The sequence below is a fragment of the Streptomyces sp. NBC_01478 genome (assembly GCF_036227225.1).
Classification (GTDB): Bacteria; Actinomycetota; Actinomycetes; order Streptomycetales; family Streptomycetaceae; genus Streptomyces.
Map to the genome: position 1 here is coordinate 2,634,770 of NZ_CP109444.1, position 18,141 is coordinate 2,652,910.

Sequence of the window (18,141 nt, forward strand, 5' to 3'; positions counted from 1 at the left end):
CGATGGGCGAGTTCTGGCCGGTGCCGGATGTGCTGGCGTATCTGTCCGGGAGTTGGCGGGTACAGCGGTCCGTACGGGACCTGACGAGCGGCGACGAGGGCGACTTCTCGGGCACGACCGTCTTCGGCGCACTGCCGGAAGGTGGCCTGCTGCACGCGGAGTCGGGCACCTTCACCTGGCAGGGCGTACCCCGCCCCGCCGAGCGCACCCTGCGCTTCCTGCCGGGCGCGGCACCGGGCACGGCGGACGTGCGCTTCGCCGACGGCCGCCCCTTCCACGACCTGGACCTCACCTCCGGACACCATGTCACCGACCATCCGTGCTCGGCGGACCTGTACCGGGGCGAGTTCACGGTCCTGGACGCGGACCGCTGGCGGACGGTGTGGCGGGTGGGCGGGCCTGCGAAGGATCTGGTGTTGAGCACGGGGTATGTGCGGGTGGGTTGAGTTGAGCGGGGCGGATCCTGGCGGCGAGCGGGAGGCGTGACGGCTGCCGGGTGGGTGTTGGGGCTCCTCGAATATGGCTGGTTCCAGGCGGAGTTGGTGCGGGGGTCGCTGCGCGTCGACTGGGGGCGGGGTGCGCGTGCAGCGGTCTTCGCGGGCGCGGGTTCGGCATCGGCCGACCTGGGTGGTTCCGGGCGGAGTTCGCGTCGATTAGGCGGGCGCGGGCTCGGTGCCGCCCAACCTGGCTGACTCCGGGAGGAGTTCGCGTCCACTACTCGGGCGCGGGCTCGATGGCGCCCAACCTGGCTGACTCCGGCGGGAGTTCGAAGCAGGTGCTCGGAGCGCGGGCGAAACGTCGACCAACCTGGCTGATTCCACGAGGAGTTCACGGCGGCTACGCAGGCGTGAACCGGGCGCCGGCGAAGCCTGTCCGCTCGATCCGGAGTGCACACCGACCACGCACGCGGGGCCGCACGGCAACAAGCCTCGCCCGCCTCGCCCCTGACCCACCCGCGGCACGCGCGCTTGCGGCAAGCCTCACCGAACCCGGCCCGCCCCCACGCCGGTTCGCACCGGCCCGCACGCACACGGACCGGGCGGCAACCACCCCCACCCCCGACGGACCCGCCCCGCCCTACGCCCGTGTCGGCTGCACCGACGCCCCGTCGAACCGCAGGTTCCAGCGGCCCGCGTGGCCGGCGACCGTGGTGGTCGACAGGGGGCGTACGTCGATGTTCCAGTACGTCGACGGGGGCGCCTTGAGGGCGTAGACCAACGCGGCCCGGATGACGGAGGGTTCGGCTACGGCGACTATGTGGCCGCCGTCCTCGAAGGGGCGGGTGTCGAGCCAACTGCCCACGCGGGCGATGAAGGTCAGCAGGGATTCACCGCCGTGCGGGGCGGAGCTCGGGTCGGCGAGCCAGGCGTCCACCAGGGCCGGTTCGCGGGCCATCGCCTCGCCGAGGGTCAGCCCGCGCCAGCGACCCATGTCGCAGTCCCGCAGGGCGAGTTGCACCAGCGGGGTGTAACCGAGGCCGTCACCGGTGGTGCGGCTGCGCGGGGTCGGCGAGCAGTAGCGCAGCTCCGCCGCCGCCAGCGGCAGCAGGGCCGGGACGGCGCGCTGCACCTCGTCCCAGCCCGCCTGGTCCAGCGGGCGGGCGTCCTCGAAACGCTCCGCGAGCAGCGGGGAGCTGCGCGCGGCGGCGACGAACGTGACCCGAAGTGACATGCGGCGATCGTGATCCCGCCGAAGTAGCGAGGTCAAGGGGTACCGGACGAGCGTTACCCAGGGTTGGCGAAACCTTACTTCGAGGTCAGGACCAGGCGGACAACTCACTCGAAAATGAGCGCCATCCACCGATCGGGCCGCTCCAGTGGCCGGAATCCGACCTTCTCGTACACCCCGTGGGCGTCGTGCGTGGCGAGCAGGATCCGCCGCAGTCCGAACGGCCGCAGCTCCTCGCGTACGGCGCCGACGAACGCCGTGCCGATGCCCTTGCCGCGCGCCGACGGGTCCACGTACACATCGCACAGCCACGCGAACAACGCCCCGTCGGTCACCACGCGCGCGTACGCCACCTGCTCGCCCGAAGCTGTGTCGTACACCCCGTAGTTCAGCGAGGACGCGACCGCGCGTTCGTGCTTCTCACGGGGCCGGTCCTTCGCCCAGTAGGCGTCGGTGGACAGCCAGTGGTAGGTGCGGTCGATGTCGACGCGGGCGGAGTCGGTGGAGAACTCGTAGCCGTCGGGGAGGCTCGGGATGTCGTTCATGGCGGGAGAATCGCAGGCCAGGGGCGGCGGCGTCGAGCGGTTTTCCCCGGCGGCGCGGGCGTTGTCAGTGGCGGGTGGCAGGCTTCGGAAATGGGGGTGCCGCTGCCCCGGGGTTGGAGCACCCCGGGGTCACAGCACCTCGTCGCAGGCCGCCCGGAGTCGTCGTACGCCCTCCACGATCTCCCCGGTCCCCGCGACCGCCGCGAAGCTCAACCGGACGTGGGCGGCCGGGGGTTCGGCGCTGAAGTAGGGGCGGCCGGGGGTGATGGCGACGCCCGCGCGGAGGGACGCCGTCGTCAGTGACAGCTCGTCCATGCCGTCGGGGAGGCGGAGCCAGAGGTGGTAGCCGCCGGAGGGGATGTGCGGGAGGGAGAAGGCGGGGAGTTCGAGGCGCAGGGCGGTGGTCATCGTGTCCCGGCGGGTCTTCAACTCGGCCGAGATGGCGCGGAGATGGCGTGGCCAGGCCGGGGAGCCGACGAGTTCGAGGGCCGCTTCCTGGAGCGGGCGGGGGACGAAGAAGGTGTCGACGACCTGGATGGCGCGCAGGCGTTCCAGGACCGGGCCGTGCGCGGCGAGTGCGCTGACCCGGAAGCTGGGCGAGGTCGCCTTGGTGAGCGAGCCGACATGGACGACGACTCCGTCGGGGTCGTCGGCGGCCAGCGGGCGCGGCAGCGGGCCCGCGTCCTCGTGCACCAGGCGTCGTACGAAGTCGTCCTCGATGACGAACGCGCCCGCGTCGCGGGCGATGCGCAGGACCTCCGGGCGGCGGGCGGGGGCGAGGACCCCGCCGGTCGGATTCTGGAAGAGGGGCTGGCAGACGAACACCCGGGCGCCGGTCGCGCGGAACGCGTCGGCGAGCAGGGACGGTTTCACGCCGTCCGCGTCCACCGGCACCGGGACCGGCCGCAGGCCCGCCGCTCGGGCGATCGCCAACATGCCTGGATACGTGGGGGATTCGACGAGGACCGGTGCGCCGGGAGGTGCGAGGGCGCGCAGTGCGGTGGTGAGCGCGGTCTGGCCGCCCGCGCTGACCAGGACGTCGGCGGCCGTCATCGCTCCGCCGATGCCGCGCGCGAACCACTCGCGCAGTTCCGGCAGGCCCTCCATCGGCGGCTGGCCCCAGGCGCCGGGACGGCGGCCGGCCCGGGACAGGGCCGCCGCCATCGCCCGCTCGGGCTGCAGGGAAGGGTGCAGATAGCCGCCGTTGAACTCGATCACGCCCGGCGGCGGGACGGCCAGCGTGGTCAGGACCGCGGACGCGTCCACCGTGCGCGGTACCAGGTCGGCGGTGGCGTCCGCGCTGAGCGCGACCTCCTGCCACGAGGTGTCCCCCGAGGCGGCTGCGGTCGCGGGGCGGGGCGTCGCCCGGAACGCGCCGGCGCCGGGCCGGGTGACCACCAGCCCCTCGGCGACCAGTTGGGCGAGGGCGCGCGAGACGGTCACGGGGCTCACCCTGAACCGCTCGACGAGCGCCCGACTCGACGGCAGCTTTCCACCAGGTGAGTAGCGGTTGAGTTCCTGTCGCAGGTGATTCGCCAGTTCACCGACACTGCTACGCTCTTGCATGAGAGCTCACGATAGCGCTACTGCCCCGAGCCCGATAGCGGTCAGCGCCAGCCCCATCCCCACCGCACCGGCTCCCGCGCTCGGAGTCCGCGCCGGCACCGTCCAGGCCGCGCTCGGTGTGATCGCCTTCTCCCTCACCTTCCCTGCCACCGCTTGGGGGCTCGAAGGCTTCGGCGCCTGGTCGTTGGTGGCCGTGCGCAGCGTCCTCGCCGCGGTCATCGCGGGTGGCTGCCTGCTGGCGCTGCGCGTCCGGGTGCCCGGCCGCCGGCACTGGGCCGGACTGGCCGTCGTGGCGGCGGGGGTGGTGGTCGGTTTCCCGCTGCTCACCACGCTCGCCCTGGAGACGTCGACCACCGCGCACGCGGCGGTGGTCGTCGGTCTGCTGCCGCTGACGACCGCCGCCCTGTCCGCGCTGCGCACCGGCGTCCGCCCCTCGCGCACCTTCTGGACGGCCGCGCTCGCGGGCGCCGGCGCGGTGCTCGCGTTCACGGTCCAGCAGAGCGGCGGCGCCGTGACCTCCGCCGACCTGTATCTCCTCGGCGCGCTGCTGGTCTGCGCGGCCGGTTACACCGAGGGCGGCCGACTGGCCCGGGTCATGCCCGGCTGGCAGGTCATCGCCTGGGCGCTGGTCCTGTGCCTGCCGCTGAGCGTGCCCGCCGCCGCGATCGCGCTGTCGTACGACACCCCGCACCTCACCGCGCACAGCGTGGCCGGGCTGCTGTGGGTCGCCGCCGGTTCGCAGTTCCTCGGGCTGGTCGTCTGGTACCGGGGCATGGCGGCCATCGGCGTCCCGAAGGCGAGCCAGTTGCAGTTGGCCCAGCCGCTGCTCACACTGGTGTGGTCGGTGCTGCTGCTCGGCGAACACCTGCCCGTGGCGGCCCCGCTGACCGCGGCGGCGGTGCTGGTGTGCATCGCCGTCACGCAGCGGGCCCGGAGTTGAGGGGCGTGCACGTCGTCCCGGTCCCGGCCGGGCGGGCCGCCGTAGACTCGAAGAGCATGGACCGCTGCTCCCGTACTCGGTGAGGAGGCGCTACAGATGCGTGCAATCGTGGGTGATCGGCTCGTCCAACACGGCAAAGTGGTCGGCCAGCACGACCAGGTCTCGGAAGTCGTCGAAGTGATGGGTGCAGAGGGCAACCCGCCCTACCGCGTCCGCTTCCCCGACGGGCACGAGGCCGTGATGTCACCCGGCCCCGACTGCGAGATCAAGCACCAGGACACGGAACGGTAGGTCAGCGCGGGGGTTTCGCCGGCTGCTGGTAGTGGTCGGCGACCACCCGTGCCATCGCCCCGATCGGGTCCACCGCCACCTCCCGGGCGGCGAAGAAGACATGCCCGCCGACCTGGGGGTACCGGGCGGCGAGGGTGAGGTGCCGGGACAGTTCGGCCGGGTCCTGCCAGGCCGCGGGCTGCGCCGGGTCGCCCGCCTTGTAGAGCGCCTCCCCCGCGTACAGCCGCGTCTTCGTGCCGCGCGCGACCTCCGCCCACCAGGGCAGCAGCTTGGCGTAGTCGGCGGCGGCGAAGCCGATATTCCAGTACAACTGCGGGACGATGTAGTCGATCCAGTTCTTGCGCACCCACGTGCGGGTGTCCGCGCAGAGGTCGTCGTACGTCTGCACTCCCGCCCGGGTGTCGGAGCCGCGCGAGTCGGTCGCGAGGTTGCGCCACACGCCGAACGGGCTGATCCCGAACCGGGTTCCCGGGCGCACCTGCCGGATACGGGCCGCGGTCTCGCGGATCAACTTGTCGATGTTGTCGCGGCGCCACGCGGCCCGGTCGGTGAAGCCGCCGCCGTACCTGTCGTAGGCCGCGTCGTCGTCGAAGGTCTGGCCGGCCACCGGGTACGGGTAGAAGTAGTCGTCGAAGTGGACCGCGTCCACGGGGTACTTCTTCACCGCGTCGAGGATCGCGTCCTCGACGAAGACGCGGACCTGGGGCAGCCCCGGGTTGTAGTAGAGCTTCCCGCCGTACACCACCACCCAGTCGGGGTGCTTGCGCGCGGGGTGCGAGGCGACGAGTCTCGTCAGGTCGGTGTGGTTGGCGATGCGGTACGGGTTGAACCAGGCGTGCAGTTGCAGGCCCCGCACATGTGCCTCCTCCACCGCCGTCTTCAGCGGGTCCCAGCCGGGCGCCCTGCCCTGGGTGCCGGTCAGGTACTGGGACCAGGGTTCGTACGGCGAGGGCCACAACGCGTCGGCGGTGGGCCGTACTTGGAAGATCACCGTGTTGAGGCGGTCGCGGACCGCCGCGTCGAGGTGGGCGATCAGTTCGGTGCGCTGCTGTGCCGGCGTGAGGCCGGGGCGGGAGGGCCAGTCGCGGTTGGCGACCGTCGCCAGCCACACCCCGCGCATCTCGGTGACCTCGCGCGGACGCCCTGCCCCGGTCGGCACATTCCCGGTCTGCGCCGACGCACTCCCCGTCGTCGCCAGCGTCGACAGCGCGGCCATCGCGAACGCCCGACGTGACAAACGCCCCATCTGCACACCCCCATACGCTGTGGATCCGTGCCGTCACGGATCGTCTCCGCGCCCCAGAATGCCCGACCCCGGCGATCGATCATCGATACTTGCGGGTAACGTGCACGATCGGAGCAGGCACCGGACAACGGGGTCCTGCGACTGCCGTAGATCTCAGAAGGGGACGATGTGACCGACATCGAGCGCGTCGGAGTGGTCGGCTGCGGCCAGATGGGAGCGGGCATCGCCGAGGTGTGCGCCCGCTCCGGCCTGGACGTGAAGGTCGCCGAGACCACCGGCGAGGCCCTGGAGATCGGCCGGACCCGGCTGTTCAACTCGCTGACGAAGGCCGCCGAACGCGGCAAGATCTCCGCCGAGGAACTGGCCGAGACGCAGGCGCGGCTCAGCTTCACCACCGACCTCGGCGAGTTCGCCGACCGTGACCTCGTCATCGAGGCCGTCGTCGAGAACGAGCAGGTGAAGACCGAGATCTTCCAGGTGCTCGACCAGGTCGTGACCCGCCCCGACGCGATCCTCGCCTCCAACACCTCCTCGATCCCGCTGGTACGGCTCGCGGTCGCCACCTCGCGCCCCGACCAGGTCATCGGCATCCACTTCTTCAACCCGGCCCCGGTGCAGAAGCTCGTCGAGCTGATCCCGGCGCTGACCACCTCCGAGGGCACGCTGGGCCGCGCCCAGTTGTTCGCCGAGAAGGTGCTGGGCAAGCACGCGATCCGCGCCCAGGACCGCTCCGGGTTCGTGGTCAACGCGCTGCTGATCCCCTATCTCCTCTCCGCGATCCGGATGTTCGAGTCGGGCATCGCCAGCCGCGAGGACATCGACAACGGCATGGAGCTCGGCTGCGCCCACCCGATGGGCCCGCTGAAGCTGGCCGACCTGATCGGCCTGGACACGGTCGCCTCGGTCGCCTTCTCGATGTACGAGGAGTACAAGGAGCCGCTGTACGCCGCTCCCCCGCTGCTCCAGCGCATGGTCGACGCGGGACGACTGGGCCGTAAGTCCGGCTCGGGGTTCTACACCTACGGCTGAGCACCTGCCGTTCGCGGCAACTCACCGTGATACGGCGGCTGTTACGGGCCCGGCACTCTTCGGAGTGCCGGGCCCGCGCCATTCACACACCGTGTGCGCGCCGGGCCCGCATATGCCGCTCGCACACTCTCCCCCCGTACCCACCAGGCGAGTTGACTCTTCATGCGCATGCAAGGGATGTTCCGACTACGGAAAGGAGCGGACCCGTGAGCGCCGACCCCGAGCATCCCGTGGTCCATGGAGAACTCGCAGAGTTACGCCGCCGCCTCGACGTCGCCTACGCGCGGGTCGAGGGAGGGCTGGCGCTACTCAGCCATCGCACCGAGGAGACGGACAAGGAACTGGACGATCTGAGCGCGCGAATCGTTGCACTTGAGCACACGCGGTGGCCGCTGCCGGCTATCGCCGCGATGACCGCCGTAGGTGCACTTGTCGTGACTGTCTGGCAGGCCTTGGGACGCTAGCGCCGGAAGGCCCGTGGGTCGGCTGCAGGCTCGTCGTGGCTGGTCGCGCCGTTCCCCGCGCCCCTTTGGGGCGCTGCCGAAACGGGTGCTACATCCTCCCCTAGCCTCAAGTGGTGCAACAGCAGTAACGCGGCCGCCATGTTGGCGGCCGGGACCTCCCCGCGGGCGACCATGTCGGGTACGAGTTTGAGCGGTACCCACTCCCGGCGGTCCGACTCGAAATCGTCCACGGGGTGTCCGGTGTACTCGCCCTCGTCGGCCCAGTAGATGTGGTGCCGGGCGTCCGTGAGCCCGTTGGACGGTTCCACGCTCATCAGGTGGCGCAGGGGCCCCGGCCGCCAGCCGGTCTCTTCCTCCAGTTCCCTGGCGGCCGCGCGCGCGATGTCCTCGCCGTCCTCCACGACGCCGGCCGCGAGCTCCCATCCCCAACTGTCGGTGATGAAGCGGTGCCGCCACAGGAGGAGTACTTCGTTGGCCTCGTTGACCACCGTCGCCACGGCCACCGGGCGCAGCCGTATGAGGAAGTGGTCGAGGTGTCGGCCGTCGGGTAGTTCGACATCCGCGAGATTGACGCTGAACCAGCGGTTTGAGTACACAGTTTGTTCGTTCTGTTTCGTCCACTGCACGGTTCTGCCACCTTCCGTCGAGTAAGTGGCAATATCGCAGCAGGGACTGTGTGGTGTACGTCTACGAGTTGTCGGTCTACAGCGGTACGCGCAGTGCCCCGTCGATGAGTTCGGCCGCCTCCGCCGTACCCGCGCAGTCGCTGCGCACCAGGTACTCGCGTACCGCGCGGAGTCTGTCGCGCAGCCGCTGGGACTCCATCCCCCTGGCCTGTTCGGCCATCTGCACCGCGGTGGCCACCGCTTTGTCGGCGTTCCCCTGGCGCAGTTCGATCTGGCTGAGCATGGCGAGGCGGTGCACCCGGCCCCGGTCGTGCGCCGGAGTGTCCACGGCCGCCATGGCGTGCTCCCCCGCCGCCGTCAGATCGCCGAGGCTGAGCAGCGCCTCCGCCACCTGGACGTTGACCAGGCCCGGCTGGACATAGCCGGTCTCGTCGGGCTCGTGTCCGCGCCGGATGCGTTCGGCGGCCTGCTCGGCACGGCGGATGCAGGACAGGGCGCTCGTGCCGTCGCCGAGGTGTGCGTACGCTTTCGCCTGCATCGCGTACAGGTCGGAGGCGAGCGCCGGGGTGATCTGCCGCCCCGCGGCCCGCAGCGCGGCCTCCGCGAAGGCGACGGCCTGCCGGAACTCCCGCATGAACAGCGACTGGTTGACGAGCAGCGCGATGACGTAGGCGCCAAGTCCCCTGTCGTTGCTGGCCTTTGCGAGCCTGAGCGCCTGGTGGAAGTAGCGCTGGGCGAGTCCGTGCGCGTCGGAGTCGTACGCGCAGATGCCCGCGATCGCCACCAACCCGCCGGTGGCCCGGTGCAGTTGGCGGCCGGTGGCGTCGGTGTAGCTGCCGCGCAGCAGCGGGGCGGTCTCGGAGTTGAGGAAGCCGACGATGCGGGTGCGGGTCGCCACGCCGCCGGCCTTGCGGTACATCTGCTCGTAGTGGGCGCGGGCCGCGCGCAGCATCTCGATGTCGGCCATGCTCACCCGGTGCCGGCCGCCGCGCGAGACGTCCACGTCGTCGGGCGGGTTCTCCCACTCCCATACGGGCATCACCGCGGGCGTACCGGTGACCGCGGGTGCGCCGAGGATGTGCGGGCGCTGCTGTTCGTCGGAGCGCCACAGGGCGGTGGCCCGTTCGACGAAGCCGGAGAGGGAGGTGCCGTGCGGGGTGGACGGTTCGCCCGGTACGCCGAGGCCGATGTCGTCGAGGGTGACGGGTCTGTGGAGCCGGGCCGCGAGGACCTCACAGATCAGGTCGGGGACCTGGCCTCGCGGGCGCTGGCCCTTCAACCACCTTGCCACGGCGGTGTGTTCGTAGCGTAGTGCGAGCCCTCGGGCGCGGCCTGCCTGGTTCACATGTGCGGCGAGTCCCGCGTGCGAGATTCCCGCCTCGTCCAGGATCGCGTCGAGGAGTGTGTTGGGCTGCATGAATGGCCCCCCGGTGACTCGGTGCCGACAGAGTAGTGCGGTTCGGTTCACACCGGGTGTGAATGGAGTGCGCGAATCCGTGGTGTGTGCGCGCTGTTGCGGAGAGTTCCGAACCGGTTGACTGGATTGCCTCGCAAGAGGCCGGCCGGGCCGCCGGCTCCCCCTCGTAAGTGCGGCGGCCTGGCTTTGCGGTGCACTGGCTAACGGTGGTTTGTCGGCTGCGGGTGCGTTGTGGCCGGGTGCGCCCGCGCGGCGGAGCCGCTAATGTCACCGCCCCGCGCCCCCGAGTAGGGATGCGCCGGCTTGCGGTCGTTGCTCAGGACGAGTAAGGCGACGTCATCAGCGGGTGTGCCGCCCGCATGACGCAGTAGCTCCGTGAAGACCAGGCCAAGTACGGACTGCGGTACTGGGAGCGGTTGTTGGGCAGCCACCTCTGCCAGTACATCGCGCAGAGGGAAGAAGCGGCCTCGACGGTCCCGGGCATCTTCCGCCCCGTCCGTGTACATGAACAGCGCTTCGCCCGGGAGCAGTTGACCGCAACAGACGAAAGGCAACGCCGCCGGCAGGGGAAACGGGCCGAGGGGCGGAAGAGGATCCGCTCGGGCAAGAGGTTCGACACCCGTCCCACTCAACCGATACGGCCACGGGTGACCGCAGTTCAGGCCCCGTACCTCGCCGTCCCTGCCGATCTCCAGCAGCAGTACGGTGACGAACTCCTCGGCGACCGGGCTGTCCGGGTCGAGGCCGCCCGACGCGGGGTGTTCCGCGCGGGCGCGTTCGCGCAGGTGGCGGGCGAGGGCGCGATCGAGGCGGCGCAGGACGCCCGCCAGGTCGGGCTCGTCGTGGGCGGCCTCGCGGAAGCTGCCGAGGACGGCTGCCACCGTGCCGATCGCGGCGATGCCGTGGCCGCGCACGTCGCCCATCACGACCCGTACGCCGTGCTCGGTCGCGATCACCTCGTACAGGTCGCCGCCGACCACCGCACCGCGTTCGGCGGACAGTTGGGCGGCGGCTATGTTCAGGCCGTCGAGGCGGGGTGGGAGTGGGCGCAACAGCGCGTTCTGGGCGGCGCCCGCGATCCGGCGGATCTGCCGGAGTTCGCGGAGAAGTGAGCGGCGGACCTGGACAATGAGACCGGTGCCGACCGCGAAGAACACGGCACTGGTGACGATGCGTGCGCCCAGGCTGTTCTGCTGGGCGAGCGGGCAGGTGAGTTTATAGGTGATCGCCATGGCGCCCCAGACCGTGGGCAGCCCCAGGGCGAGCGCCCTGCGCAGCGGACGGCGGGCACGCGTCCTCGGGCGCGGCCTGCGGGGAACCCCAGCCTTGATGCGGATCATGCCTGTGGCCCCCCAAATAGGCCCCGACAGCGCAATCGGACCGACCCCGAAAGGCCGGTCCGATTCTGTCGACCACATGCCCCGATCGGGCCACATCACCCGAACTTCTCACTCAAACGAGTGAGCTGGACACACAGGCCAGGGAAGCGCCCCTTTCAGGGACGCGGGGAACCGCGCGACCAGCCACAACGCACCCGCGGCCGGCCCATGACCGCAGCTCCCCACCCCTCAGCCCCGAAGCACCGCCCCAACCCGCGATCCGGCCAACGCAACCGCCGCATCCCGAGCAGCGGACGCCTCATCAACAGTCAACGTCCGATCACCCGCCCGGAACCGCAACGCATACGCCAGCGACTTCTTCCCCTCGCCGAGCTGCGCCGCGTTCTCGTACACGTCGAACAACCGGATCGACTCCAGCAGTTCACCCGCACCCTCACGCAACGCACCCTCGACGTCCGCGTGCGGAACCGAGACATCGACAACCAGCGCGACATCCTGCGTGGCGACCGGGAACGTGGAGATCTTCGGCCCCTTGGGCACCCCGGCGGACGCCGACTCCAGTGCATCCAGATCGAGTTCCATCGCGCTGGTACGCGCGGGCAGCCCCAGCGACTTCAGCACACCGGGGTGCAACTCCCCGGCGTACCCGATGACTTGCTCAACACCCTCGACGACAACGGCGAGTTCCGCGCAGCGCCCCGGGTGCCAGGGCCCGTACTGCCCACCCCGGACGATGAGTTCCGTACCGGCCTCACGGGCCAGGACCCGCGCCGACTCGACCGCGTCGGCCCAGTCGGACGGACGCCCCTTGCCCCACCAGCCGGCCTGCTCGCGGGCGCCGGTGAGGACGACCGCGGCATGCCGGGGCTGGACGGGAAGCGCCTCGGTGAGGGAGGCGATCTCCTCGTCGGTCGGACGCCGGTCGACGGGCAGCCGTACGGCGATCTTCAGCTCTTCGCGCGGGTGGAAGACCAGGCCCGTCTCGAACAGCGCCAGGTCGTGCGAGCCCCGGCCGTCGTTGCGGCGCAGTGCACCGAGCAGGCCCGGCAGCAGCGTCGTACGAAGAGCCGGCTCCTCGTCCGAGAGCGGGTTGACCAGTTTGACGACCTTGCGGTTCGGGTCGTCGGCGGTCAGGCCGAACTGGTCGAAGACGTGCTCGCCGACGAAGGGGTAGTTCGGTGCCTCCACGTAACCGGCGCCAGCGAGTGCGCGGCCGATGCGGCGGTGGAGACGCTGTCGGTCGGTCAGGCCCCGGCCCGCGGGGGGCTTGGGGAGCGTGGAGGGCAGGTTCTCGTAGCCCTCGAGGCGGATGACCTCCTCCGCCAGGTCGTTCGGGTCCGTGAGGTCGGGGCGCCAGGACGGGACGGTGACGATCAGCTCGTCCTGCCCGTACACGTCGCAGCCGACCTCCTGGAGACGCCGTACGACGGTCTCGCGGCCGTAGGCGACGCCCGCCACCTTGTCCGGGTGGTCCGCCGGGATGGTGATGGTGTGCGGGGCCGAGGGCGCGATGACCTCGGTGACGCCGGCGTCCGCGGTGCCGCCGGCCAGGAGGACCAGGAGGTCGACCGTGCGCTGGGCGGCGGCCGACGCGGCCTGCGGGTCGACGCCGCGCTCGAAGCGCTTGGACGCCTCGGAGGCCAGCTTGTGGCGGCGGGCCGTGCGCGAGATGGAGAGCGCGTCGAAGTGGGCGGCCTCGACGACGACCTCGGTGGTGGTGTTCTCGGTGTCGTCGATCTCGGTGTTGGCACCGCCCATGACGCCCGCGAGGCCGATCGGGCCGCGGTCGTCGGTGATCACCAGGTCCTGGGCGTCCAGCGTGCGCGTGACGCCGTCGAGGGTGACGAGCTTCTCGCCCTGCTCGGCCCGGCGCACGCCGATCGGTCCCTGGACGCGGGAGCGGTCGTAGGCGTGCAGGGGCTGGCCGAGCTCCAGCATCACGTAGTTGGTGATGTCGACGGCGAGCGAGATCGGGCGCATGCCCGCCTTCTGGAGGCGGCGGGTCAGCCAGAGCGGGGAGCGGGCCTCGGGGTCGAGGCCGGTCACCGTGCGGGCGGTGAAGCGGTCGCAGCCCATCGGGTCGGCGACCTGGACCGGGTAGCCGAAGGCGTTCGGCTGCGGTACGTCCAGGAGGGCCGGGTCGCTGAGCGTGAGGCCGTAGGCGGTGGCGGTCTCGCGGGCGACGCCGCGGATCGACAGGGCGTAGCCGCGGTCGGGCGTGACGGCGATGTCGAGGACCTCGTCGACGAGCTGGAGCAGCTCGATCGCGTCGGTGCCGACCTCGTGCTCGGGCGGCAGCACGATGATGCCGTGCGAGCCGTCGTCGCCCATGCCCAGCTCGTCGCCGGAGCAGATCATGCCGTGCGAGGTCTTGCCGTACGTCTTGCGGGCGGCGATCGCGAAGTCGCCGGGCAGGACGGCACCCGGGAGGACCACGACGACCTTGTCGCCGACGGCGAAGTTGCGGGCGCCGCAGACGATCTCCTGGGGCTCACCGGTGCCGTTGGCCTGGCCGACGTCGACCGTGCAGAAGCGGATGGGCTTCTTGAAGCCCTCCAGCTCCTCGATGGTGAGGACCTTGCCGACGACGAGCGGGCCCTTGAGGCCGTCGCCCAACTGCTCGACGGTCTCTACCTCGAGGCCGACGGAAATGAGCTTGGCCTGGACGTCGCGGCCGGTCTCCGTCGCCGGCAGGTCGACATACTCCCGCAGCCAAGAAAGCGGGACGCGCATCAGATCTCCATCCCGAACGGCCGGGTGAACCGGACGTCGCCCTCGACGATGTCTCGCATGTCTTCGACGCTGTGGCGGAACATCAGCATCCGCTCGATGCCGAACCCGAAGGCGAAACCGCTGTACTTCTCCGGGTCCACACCACAGGCGACGAGCACGCGCGGGTTGACCATGCCGCAGCCGCCCAGCTCGATCCAGCCCTCGGAGGAGCAGGTACGGCAGGGGCGGTCGGGGTTGCCGACGGACTCGCCCTTGCAGACGTAGCAGAGCATGTCCATCTCGGCGGACGGCTCGGTGAAGGGGAAGTAGTTCGGCCGCAGCCGGGTCTTCATCTCCGCGCCGAAGAGCGACTGGACCATGTGGTCGAGCGTGCCCTTGAGGTCGGCCATGGTGAGGCCCTCGTCGATGGCGAGGAGCTCGATCTGGTGGAAGACCGGGGTGTGCGTGGCGTCCAGCTCGTCCGTGCGGTACACGCGGCCGGGGCACACGATGTAGACCGGCGGCTCGCGGTCCAGTATGGCGCGGGCCTGCACGGGCGAGGTGTGCGTACGGAGCACGACACCCGACTCGTCCCCGTCCGTCCCCTTGGGGCCCTGGACGAAGAAGGTGTCCTGCATCTGCCGGGCCGGGTGGTCCGGGGTGAAGTTCAGGGCGTCGAAGTTGAACCACTCCGCCTCGACCTCGGGGCCCTCGGCGATCTCGTATCCCATGGACACGAAGACGTCCGCGACCCGCTCCATAAACGTGGTCAGCGGGTGCCGGGCGCCGGCCGGGACGCGGTCGTACGGCAGGGTGACGTCCACCGCCTCCTCGACCAGGACGCGGGCGTCGCGGTCGGCCTCCAGCTCGGTCTGGCGGGCGGCGAGTGCCTTGTTGACGGCGCCCCGGGCCTGCCCGACGAGCTTGCCCGCCGCGGCCTTGGCCTGCGGGGGCAGCGCGCCGATCTCGCGGTTGGCGAGGGCGAGCGGGGAGGTGCCGCCGGTGTGGGCGACCTTGGCCTCCTGGAGCGCGTCGAGGTCACCGGCGGCGGCGAAGGCGGCGAGCGCCTCGTCCCGCACGCGCTCGATCTCTTCCGGTTTCAAGGCCTCGACCTCTACAGGGTCGTACGACTTATTCGGTGCCGACATCTCTTCCCGTGCTTCCGGTTGGCTGGCGGATGGTCCCCGTCGACGACTCGGAGACGAATCGTCCACATCGATCGAGGGACGCAAAGGTGCCAGAAGCCGAGTCTAACGGGGGTGAAGTGTGCGAACGCGCCCGTGGGTCCTCGCTCGGCGCTACTGCAGATACGCCGGGGTGCCCACGGGCAACATAAATCGGAACTCGGCGCCGCCGCCGGGGGCGCGGCCGACGGTGATGGTGCCGCCGTGGGCTTCGACGATGCCCTTGACGATGTACAGCCCAAGGCCGGTGCCGCCGCGCTTGCTGCCCCGCCAGAAGCGGGTGAAGACGCGGTTCATGGACTCCTCCGGGATGCCTGGGCCCTCGTCGCTGACCGTCACCGAGGTGCCGGTCTCCTCCCCCTCACGGGGCGAGGCCGAGGCCGTGACGTCGATAGTGACGGTTCCCTCGCCGTGGCGCACCGCATTTTCCAGCAGGTTGCTGAGCACCTGGTCGACTTTGTCGGGGTCGGCCCACAGGTCGGGCAGCGGCTGCTCGACGCGGAGCAGGAACCGGTCGGCGGTCTGGCCCGCGGCGACGTACGCCTGGATGTGACGGCCGACGGCCGCGCCGATGTCGACGGGCTGGCGGCGCAGTTCGAGCCGTCCGGAGTCGATGCGGGAGATGTCGAGCAGTTCGGCGATGAGCCGGGTCACGCGGTTGGCGTCGGCGTCGACGGTCTCCAGCATCAGCCGCTTCTGGTCGTCGGTGAAACGCTCCCACTTGGCCAGCAGGGTCGCGGTGAAGCCCTTGACGGAGGTGAGCGGCGAACGCAGTTCGTGGGCGACGGTCGCGATCAGCTCGGCGTGGCTGCGCTCGGTGCGGCGACGGGCCTCGGTGTCCCGCAGGGAGACGACGACCCGGCGGACCGGACCGAGGGGTTCCGTGCGGACATAGCGCGCGGTGACAAGAACCTCATGCCCGCCCGGCAGCAGCAGATTCCGCTCCGGTTGCCGCACCCGGATGGCCAACCCCCCATAGGGATCGGTCAGTTGCCACCACCGGCGCCCCTCCAGGTCCTCTAACGGAAGGGCCTTCTCCAGCCTCTGCCCAAGGGCGTCGGAGGCGGCTACGGAGGTGATCCGCTCGGCAGCGGCGTTGAAGCAGATGACATGCCCGTGCTCGTCGGCGATGACCAGGCCGTCGGCCAGTTCGTCGGGGTCGATGCCGAGGTCGTCGTGCCGGGCCTCGGACGGCCGGGGCACACCCCGTGCTCCCGGCGCGCTGCTCGTGCCGACAGTCATCCCCGTACCCCACCTCTTCTCATACGGCGCAGGTGGCCCCCGAGCTGGTCACCCTACTAGCTGTGGGTGACGGAGCGGCACCCTCCGGAGGCGCGCTGTGCCCGGGCCGACGCATAGAGACATACGGCGGCGGCGGTGGCGAGGTTCAGGCTCTCGGCCTTCCCGTGGATCGGAACCCGCACGACGGCGTCCGCGAGCGCGCGGGTCTCCTCCGGAAGCCCCCACGCCTCGTTCCCGAACACCCACGCGGTGGGCCCGCCCATGGTGCCCTGGTCCAGCTCGTCGTCGAGGTCGTCCGTCCCGGCCCCGTCGGCGGCGAGGATCCGCACCCCGATCCCCTTGAGCCCGGCCACGGCCTGCTCGACGGGCACACCGACGGCGACGGGCAGATGGAACAGCGAGCCCACGGAGGCCCGTACGGCCTTCGGGTTGTACAGATCGACAGAAGCATCGGTCAGTACGACGGCCTCGGCACCGGCGGCATCGGCGCAGCGCAGGACGGTGCCGGCGTTACCGGGATCGCGCACGTTCGCCAGTACGGCCACAAGCTTGGGCCGGCCCTTGAGGATCTCCTCGAAGGGGGTGTCGAGAAACCGGCAGACCCCGACCAGCCCCTGCGGAGTGACGGTCGTCGAGATATCGGCGATGACCTGCTCGTCCGCGAGATGCACCCGGGCACCGGCGTCCCGGGCTTCGCTGACGATGTCCGCGTACCGCTCGGCGGCTTCAACGGTGGCGAACAGTTCGACGAGCGTGTCCTTGTAGCCAGCGGCCTCCCGCACAGCCTGCGGCCCCTCGGCCAGGAACAGCCGCTCCTTACTCCGGAAGTTCCGCCGCTCAAGCCGCCGAGCGGCGGCAACACGAGAGGAACGGGGAGAAATGAGCTCGGGACCGTGAGGGGACATTCTCTACTTCACCTTCAAATCGCAGGGCGCCCGGGTTTCCCTAGGGGCGCGGGGCTGTGACATCAGCGGCTCCGCCGCGGGGCGCGACCAGCCACAACGAACCCGCACCCGACAACGAACCGAGGCCGGCCCAGCAACAAAGGACCCGCAGGCAGAAACCTGCGGGTCCTTCAAGTCACCGCTCAAGCCAGCGCAGCGTCACGCGGCCTTGGGCGCGTTGACGTCACTCGGCAGAGCCTTCTGCGCAACCTCGACCAGCGCAGCAAACGCACCGGCGTCGTTGACGGCCAGCTCCGCGAGAATCTTGCGGTCGACCTCGATGTTGGCCGCGTTCAGACCCTGGATGAAGCGGTTGTAGGTGATGCCGTTGGCGCGGGCAGCGGCGTTGATGCGCTGGATCCACAGCCGACGGAAGTCGCCCTTGCGCTTCTTGCGGTCGTTGTAGTTGTAGACCAGCGAGTGGGTGACCTGCTCCTTGGCCTTGCGGTACAGGCGCGAACGCTGACCGCGGTAGCCGGAGGCGGCTTCGAGAATCGCCCGGCGCTTCTTGTGGGCGTTGACTGCCCGCTTGACGCGTGCCACTTGTTTAACTCCTTGTAGCGGGGCCGTGGTTGGACTCACACGGCCCGGAATCGATGGGGTCCCGGTCCAGACGTACGGCGCTCAACGGGAGCGCCGCGTACGTCACTTGCCGAGAAGCTTCTTGATCTTCTTGGCGTCGCCCGGGGCCATCTCGGCGTTGCCGGTGAGGCGACGCGTCACACGGGACGACTTGTGCTCGAGCAGGTGGCGCTTGCCGGCACGCTCGCGGAGCACCTTGCCGGAGCCGGTGATCTTGAAGCGCTTGCTGGCACCGCTGTGCGACTTGTTCTTCGGCATAGCGCCGTTATCTCCTCGTCGGTGGCGCTCCGGTGCCCGGTCGTGAAACCGGGCACAGGTGGAGCGTCGCTCTTGTTTCGGTTACAT

Annotated in this window: 17 protein-coding genes and 1 pseudogene; 5 read left to right on the plus strand and 13 right to left on the minus strand. The window is 70.6% G+C overall.

Going from position 1 to position 18,141, the window contains the following annotated elements; translation table 11 throughout:
- Positions 1-2: 2 nt before the first annotated feature.
- The gene (locus tag OG223_RS11810) at positions 3-446 is read left to right on the plus strand and encodes a DUF6314 family protein (protein ID WP_329246262.1); all 444 of its coding nucleotides are present in this window, start codon (positions 3-5) and stop codon (positions 444-446) included.
- Between the two features lie 631 nt (positions 447-1,077).
- On the opposite strand, the gene OG223_RS11815 is transcribed toward OG223_RS11810, so the two are convergent.
- The 3 genes from OG223_RS11815 to OG223_RS11825 all read right to left on the minus strand — a co-directional run bounded on the left by OG223_RS11815 (position 1,078) and on the right by OG223_RS11825 (position 3,779).
- Positions 1,078-1,671 carry a histidine phosphatase family protein gene (locus OG223_RS11815; protein ID WP_329246264.1) on the minus strand — a complete coding sequence of 198 codons (594 nt, stop codon included), beginning with the start codon at positions 1,669-1,671 and terminating at the stop codon, positions 1,078-1,080.
- Between the two features lie 104 nt (positions 1,672-1,775).
- A complete protein-coding gene (locus tag OG223_RS11820) occupies positions 1,776-2,213 on the minus strand; it encodes a GNAT family N-acetyltransferase (protein WP_329246266.1) in 438 nt (145 codons plus the stop codon).
- Positions 2,214-2,342: 129 nt separating this feature from the next.
- Positions 2,343-3,779: an aminotransferase-like domain-containing protein gene (locus OG223_RS11825; protein WP_329246268.1), complete on the minus strand. Its 1,437-nt coding sequence runs from the start codon at positions 3,777-3,779 to the stop codon at positions 2,343-2,345.
- Between OG223_RS11825 and OG223_RS11830 the strand changes: the two genes are divergently transcribed.
- Both OG223_RS11830 and OG223_RS11835 read left to right on the plus strand, forming a co-directional pair.
- Complete coding sequence (locus OG223_RS11830) at positions 3,778-4,719, plus strand: DMT family transporter (protein WP_329246271.1); 942 nt, start codon at positions 3,778-3,780, stop codon at positions 4,717-4,719. The genes OG223_RS11825 and OG223_RS11830 overlap by 2 nt on opposite strands.
- Before the next feature lie 96 nt (positions 4,720-4,815).
- On the plus strand, positions 4,816-5,010 hold the full coding sequence (locus tag OG223_RS11835; RefSeq protein WP_329246273.1) for a DUF1918 domain-containing protein: 195 nt from the start codon (positions 4,816-4,818) through the stop codon (positions 5,008-5,010).
- A 1-nt stretch (position 5,011) separates the two neighbouring features.
- On the opposite strand, the gene OG223_RS11840 is transcribed toward OG223_RS11835, so the two are convergent.
- Positions 5,012-6,256 carry a glycoside hydrolase family 10 protein gene (locus tag OG223_RS11840; protein WP_329246276.1) on the minus strand — a complete coding sequence of 415 codons (1,245 nt, stop codon included), beginning with the start codon at positions 6,254-6,256 and terminating at the stop codon, positions 5,012-5,014.
- Positions 6,257-6,424: 168 nt separating this feature from the next.
- Between OG223_RS11840 and OG223_RS11845 the strand changes: the two genes are divergently transcribed.
- The gene (locus OG223_RS11845) at positions 6,425-7,285 is read left to right on the plus strand and encodes a 3-hydroxybutyryl-CoA dehydrogenase (RefSeq protein WP_329246279.1); all 861 of its coding nucleotides are present in this window, start codon (positions 6,425-6,427) and stop codon (positions 7,283-7,285) included.
- Positions 7,286-7,491: 206 nt separating this feature from the next.
- Positions 7,492-7,749, plus strand: a complete 258-nt coding sequence (locus tag OG223_RS11850) for a hypothetical protein (protein WP_329246282.1) — start codon at positions 7,492-7,494, stop codon at positions 7,747-7,749.
- Between the two features lie 83 nt (positions 7,750-7,832).
- On the opposite strand, the pseudogene OG223_RS11855 reads toward OG223_RS11850, so the two are convergent.
- The 9 genes and pseudogenes from OG223_RS11855 to rpmI form a co-directional block, all read right to left on the minus strand.
- A pseudogene (locus tag OG223_RS11855) lies at positions 7,833-8,375 on the minus strand (NUDIX hydrolase); the annotation flags it as partial.
- Positions 8,376-8,451: 76 nt separating this feature from the next.
- A complete protein-coding gene (locus OG223_RS11860; RefSeq protein WP_329246284.1) occupies positions 8,452-9,792 on the minus strand; it encodes a transcriptional regulator in 1,341 nt (446 codons plus the stop codon).
- Positions 9,793-9,992: 200 nt separating this feature from the next.
- The gene (locus tag OG223_RS11865) at positions 9,993-11,132 is read right to left on the minus strand and encodes a PP2C family protein-serine/threonine phosphatase (RefSeq protein ID WP_329246286.1); all 1,140 of its coding nucleotides are present in this window, start codon (positions 11,130-11,132) and stop codon (positions 9,993-9,995) included.
- 228 nt (positions 11,133-11,360) lie between these two features.
- Positions 11,361-13,865, minus strand: a complete 2,505-nt coding sequence (pheT, locus tag OG223_RS11870) for a phenylalanine--tRNA ligase subunit beta (RefSeq protein WP_329246289.1) — start codon at positions 13,863-13,865, stop codon at positions 11,361-11,363.
- Positions 13,865-14,992 carry a phenylalanine--tRNA ligase subunit alpha gene (gene pheS / locus OG223_RS11875; protein ID WP_329246292.1) on the minus strand — a complete coding sequence of 376 codons (1,128 nt, stop codon included), beginning with the start codon at positions 14,990-14,992 and terminating at the stop codon, positions 13,865-13,867. The genes pheT and pheS overlap by 1 nt, the downstream gene beginning before the upstream one ends.
- 150 nt (positions 14,993-15,142) lie before the next feature.
- Positions 15,143-16,270: a sensor histidine kinase gene (locus OG223_RS11880; RefSeq protein ID WP_329246295.1), complete on the minus strand. Its 1,128-nt coding sequence runs from the start codon at positions 16,268-16,270 to the stop codon at positions 15,143-15,145.
- Positions 16,271-16,326: 56 nt separating this feature from the next.
- The gene (locus OG223_RS11885; protein ID WP_329246298.1) at positions 16,327-17,175 is read right to left on the minus strand and encodes a TrmH family RNA methyltransferase; all 849 of its coding nucleotides are present in this window, start codon (positions 17,173-17,175) and stop codon (positions 16,327-16,329) included.
- Positions 17,176-17,373: 198 nt separating this feature from the next.
- Positions 17,374-17,757, minus strand: a complete 384-nt coding sequence (gene rplT, locus OG223_RS11890; protein WP_019066261.1) for a 50S ribosomal protein L20 — start codon at positions 17,755-17,757, stop codon at positions 17,374-17,376.
- A 102-nt stretch (positions 17,758-17,859) separates the two neighbouring features.
- Positions 17,860-18,054 (minus strand): 50S ribosomal protein L35, encoded by a 195-nt coding sequence (gene rpmI, locus OG223_RS11895; RefSeq protein ID WP_019065473.1) that lies wholly within the window; start codon positions 18,052-18,054, stop codon positions 17,860-17,862.
- Between the last annotated feature and the right edge of the window lie 87 nt (positions 18,055-18,141).

Excerpts from the sequence above, each read along its gene's own strand:
- OG223_RS11810 (WP_329246262.1), top strand. The coding sequence starts at position 3 with ATGGGCGAGTTCTGGCCGGTGCCGGATGTGCTGGCGTATCTGTCCGGG.
- OG223_RS11815 (WP_329246264.1), bottom strand. The coding sequence starts at position 1,671 with ATGTCACTTCGGGTCACGTTCGTCGCCGCCGCGCGCAGCTCCCCGCTG.
- OG223_RS11820 (WP_329246266.1), bottom strand. The coding sequence starts at position 2,213 with ATGAACGACATCCCGAGCCTCCCCGACGGCTACGAGTTCTCCACCGAC.
- OG223_RS11830 (WP_329246271.1), top strand. The coding sequence starts at position 3,778 with ATGAGAGCTCACGATAGCGCTACTGCCCCGAGCCCGATAGCGGTCAGC.
- OG223_RS11825 (WP_329246268.1), bottom strand. The coding sequence starts at position 3,779 with ATGCAAGAGCGTAGCAGTGTCGGTGAACTGGCGAATCACCTGCGACAG.
- OG223_RS11835 (WP_329246273.1), top strand. The coding sequence starts at position 4,816 with ATGCGTGCAATCGTGGGTGATCGGCTCGTCCAACACGGCAAAGTGGTC.
- OG223_RS11840 (WP_329246276.1), bottom strand. The coding sequence starts at position 6,256 with ATGGGGCGTTTGTCACGTCGGGCGTTCGCGATGGCCGCGCTGTCGACG.
- OG223_RS11860 (WP_329246284.1), bottom strand. The coding sequence starts at position 9,792 with ATGCAGCCCAACACACTCCTCGACGCGATCCTGGACGAGGCGGGAATC.
- OG223_RS11865 (WP_329246286.1), bottom strand. The coding sequence starts at position 11,132 with ATGATCCGCATCAAGGCTGGGGTTCCCCGCAGGCCGCGCCCGAGGACG.
- pheT (WP_329246289.1), bottom strand. The coding sequence starts at position 13,865 with ATGCGCGTCCCGCTTTCTTGGCTGCGGGAGTATGTCGACCTGCCGGCG.
- pheS (WP_329246292.1), bottom strand. The coding sequence starts at position 14,992 with ATGTCGGCACCGAATAAGTCGTACGACCCTGTAGAGGTCGAGGCCTTG.
- OG223_RS11880 (WP_329246295.1), bottom strand. The coding sequence starts at position 16,270 with ATGACTGTCGGCACGAGCAGCGCGCCGGGAGCACGGGGTGTGCCCCGG.
- OG223_RS11885 (WP_329246298.1), bottom strand. The coding sequence starts at position 17,175 with ATGTCCCCTCACGGTCCCGAGCTCATTTCTCCCCGTTCCTCTCGTGTT.
- rpmI (WP_019065473.1), bottom strand. The coding sequence starts at position 18,054 with ATGCCGAAGAACAAGTCGCACAGCGGTGCCAGCAAGCGCTTCAAGATC.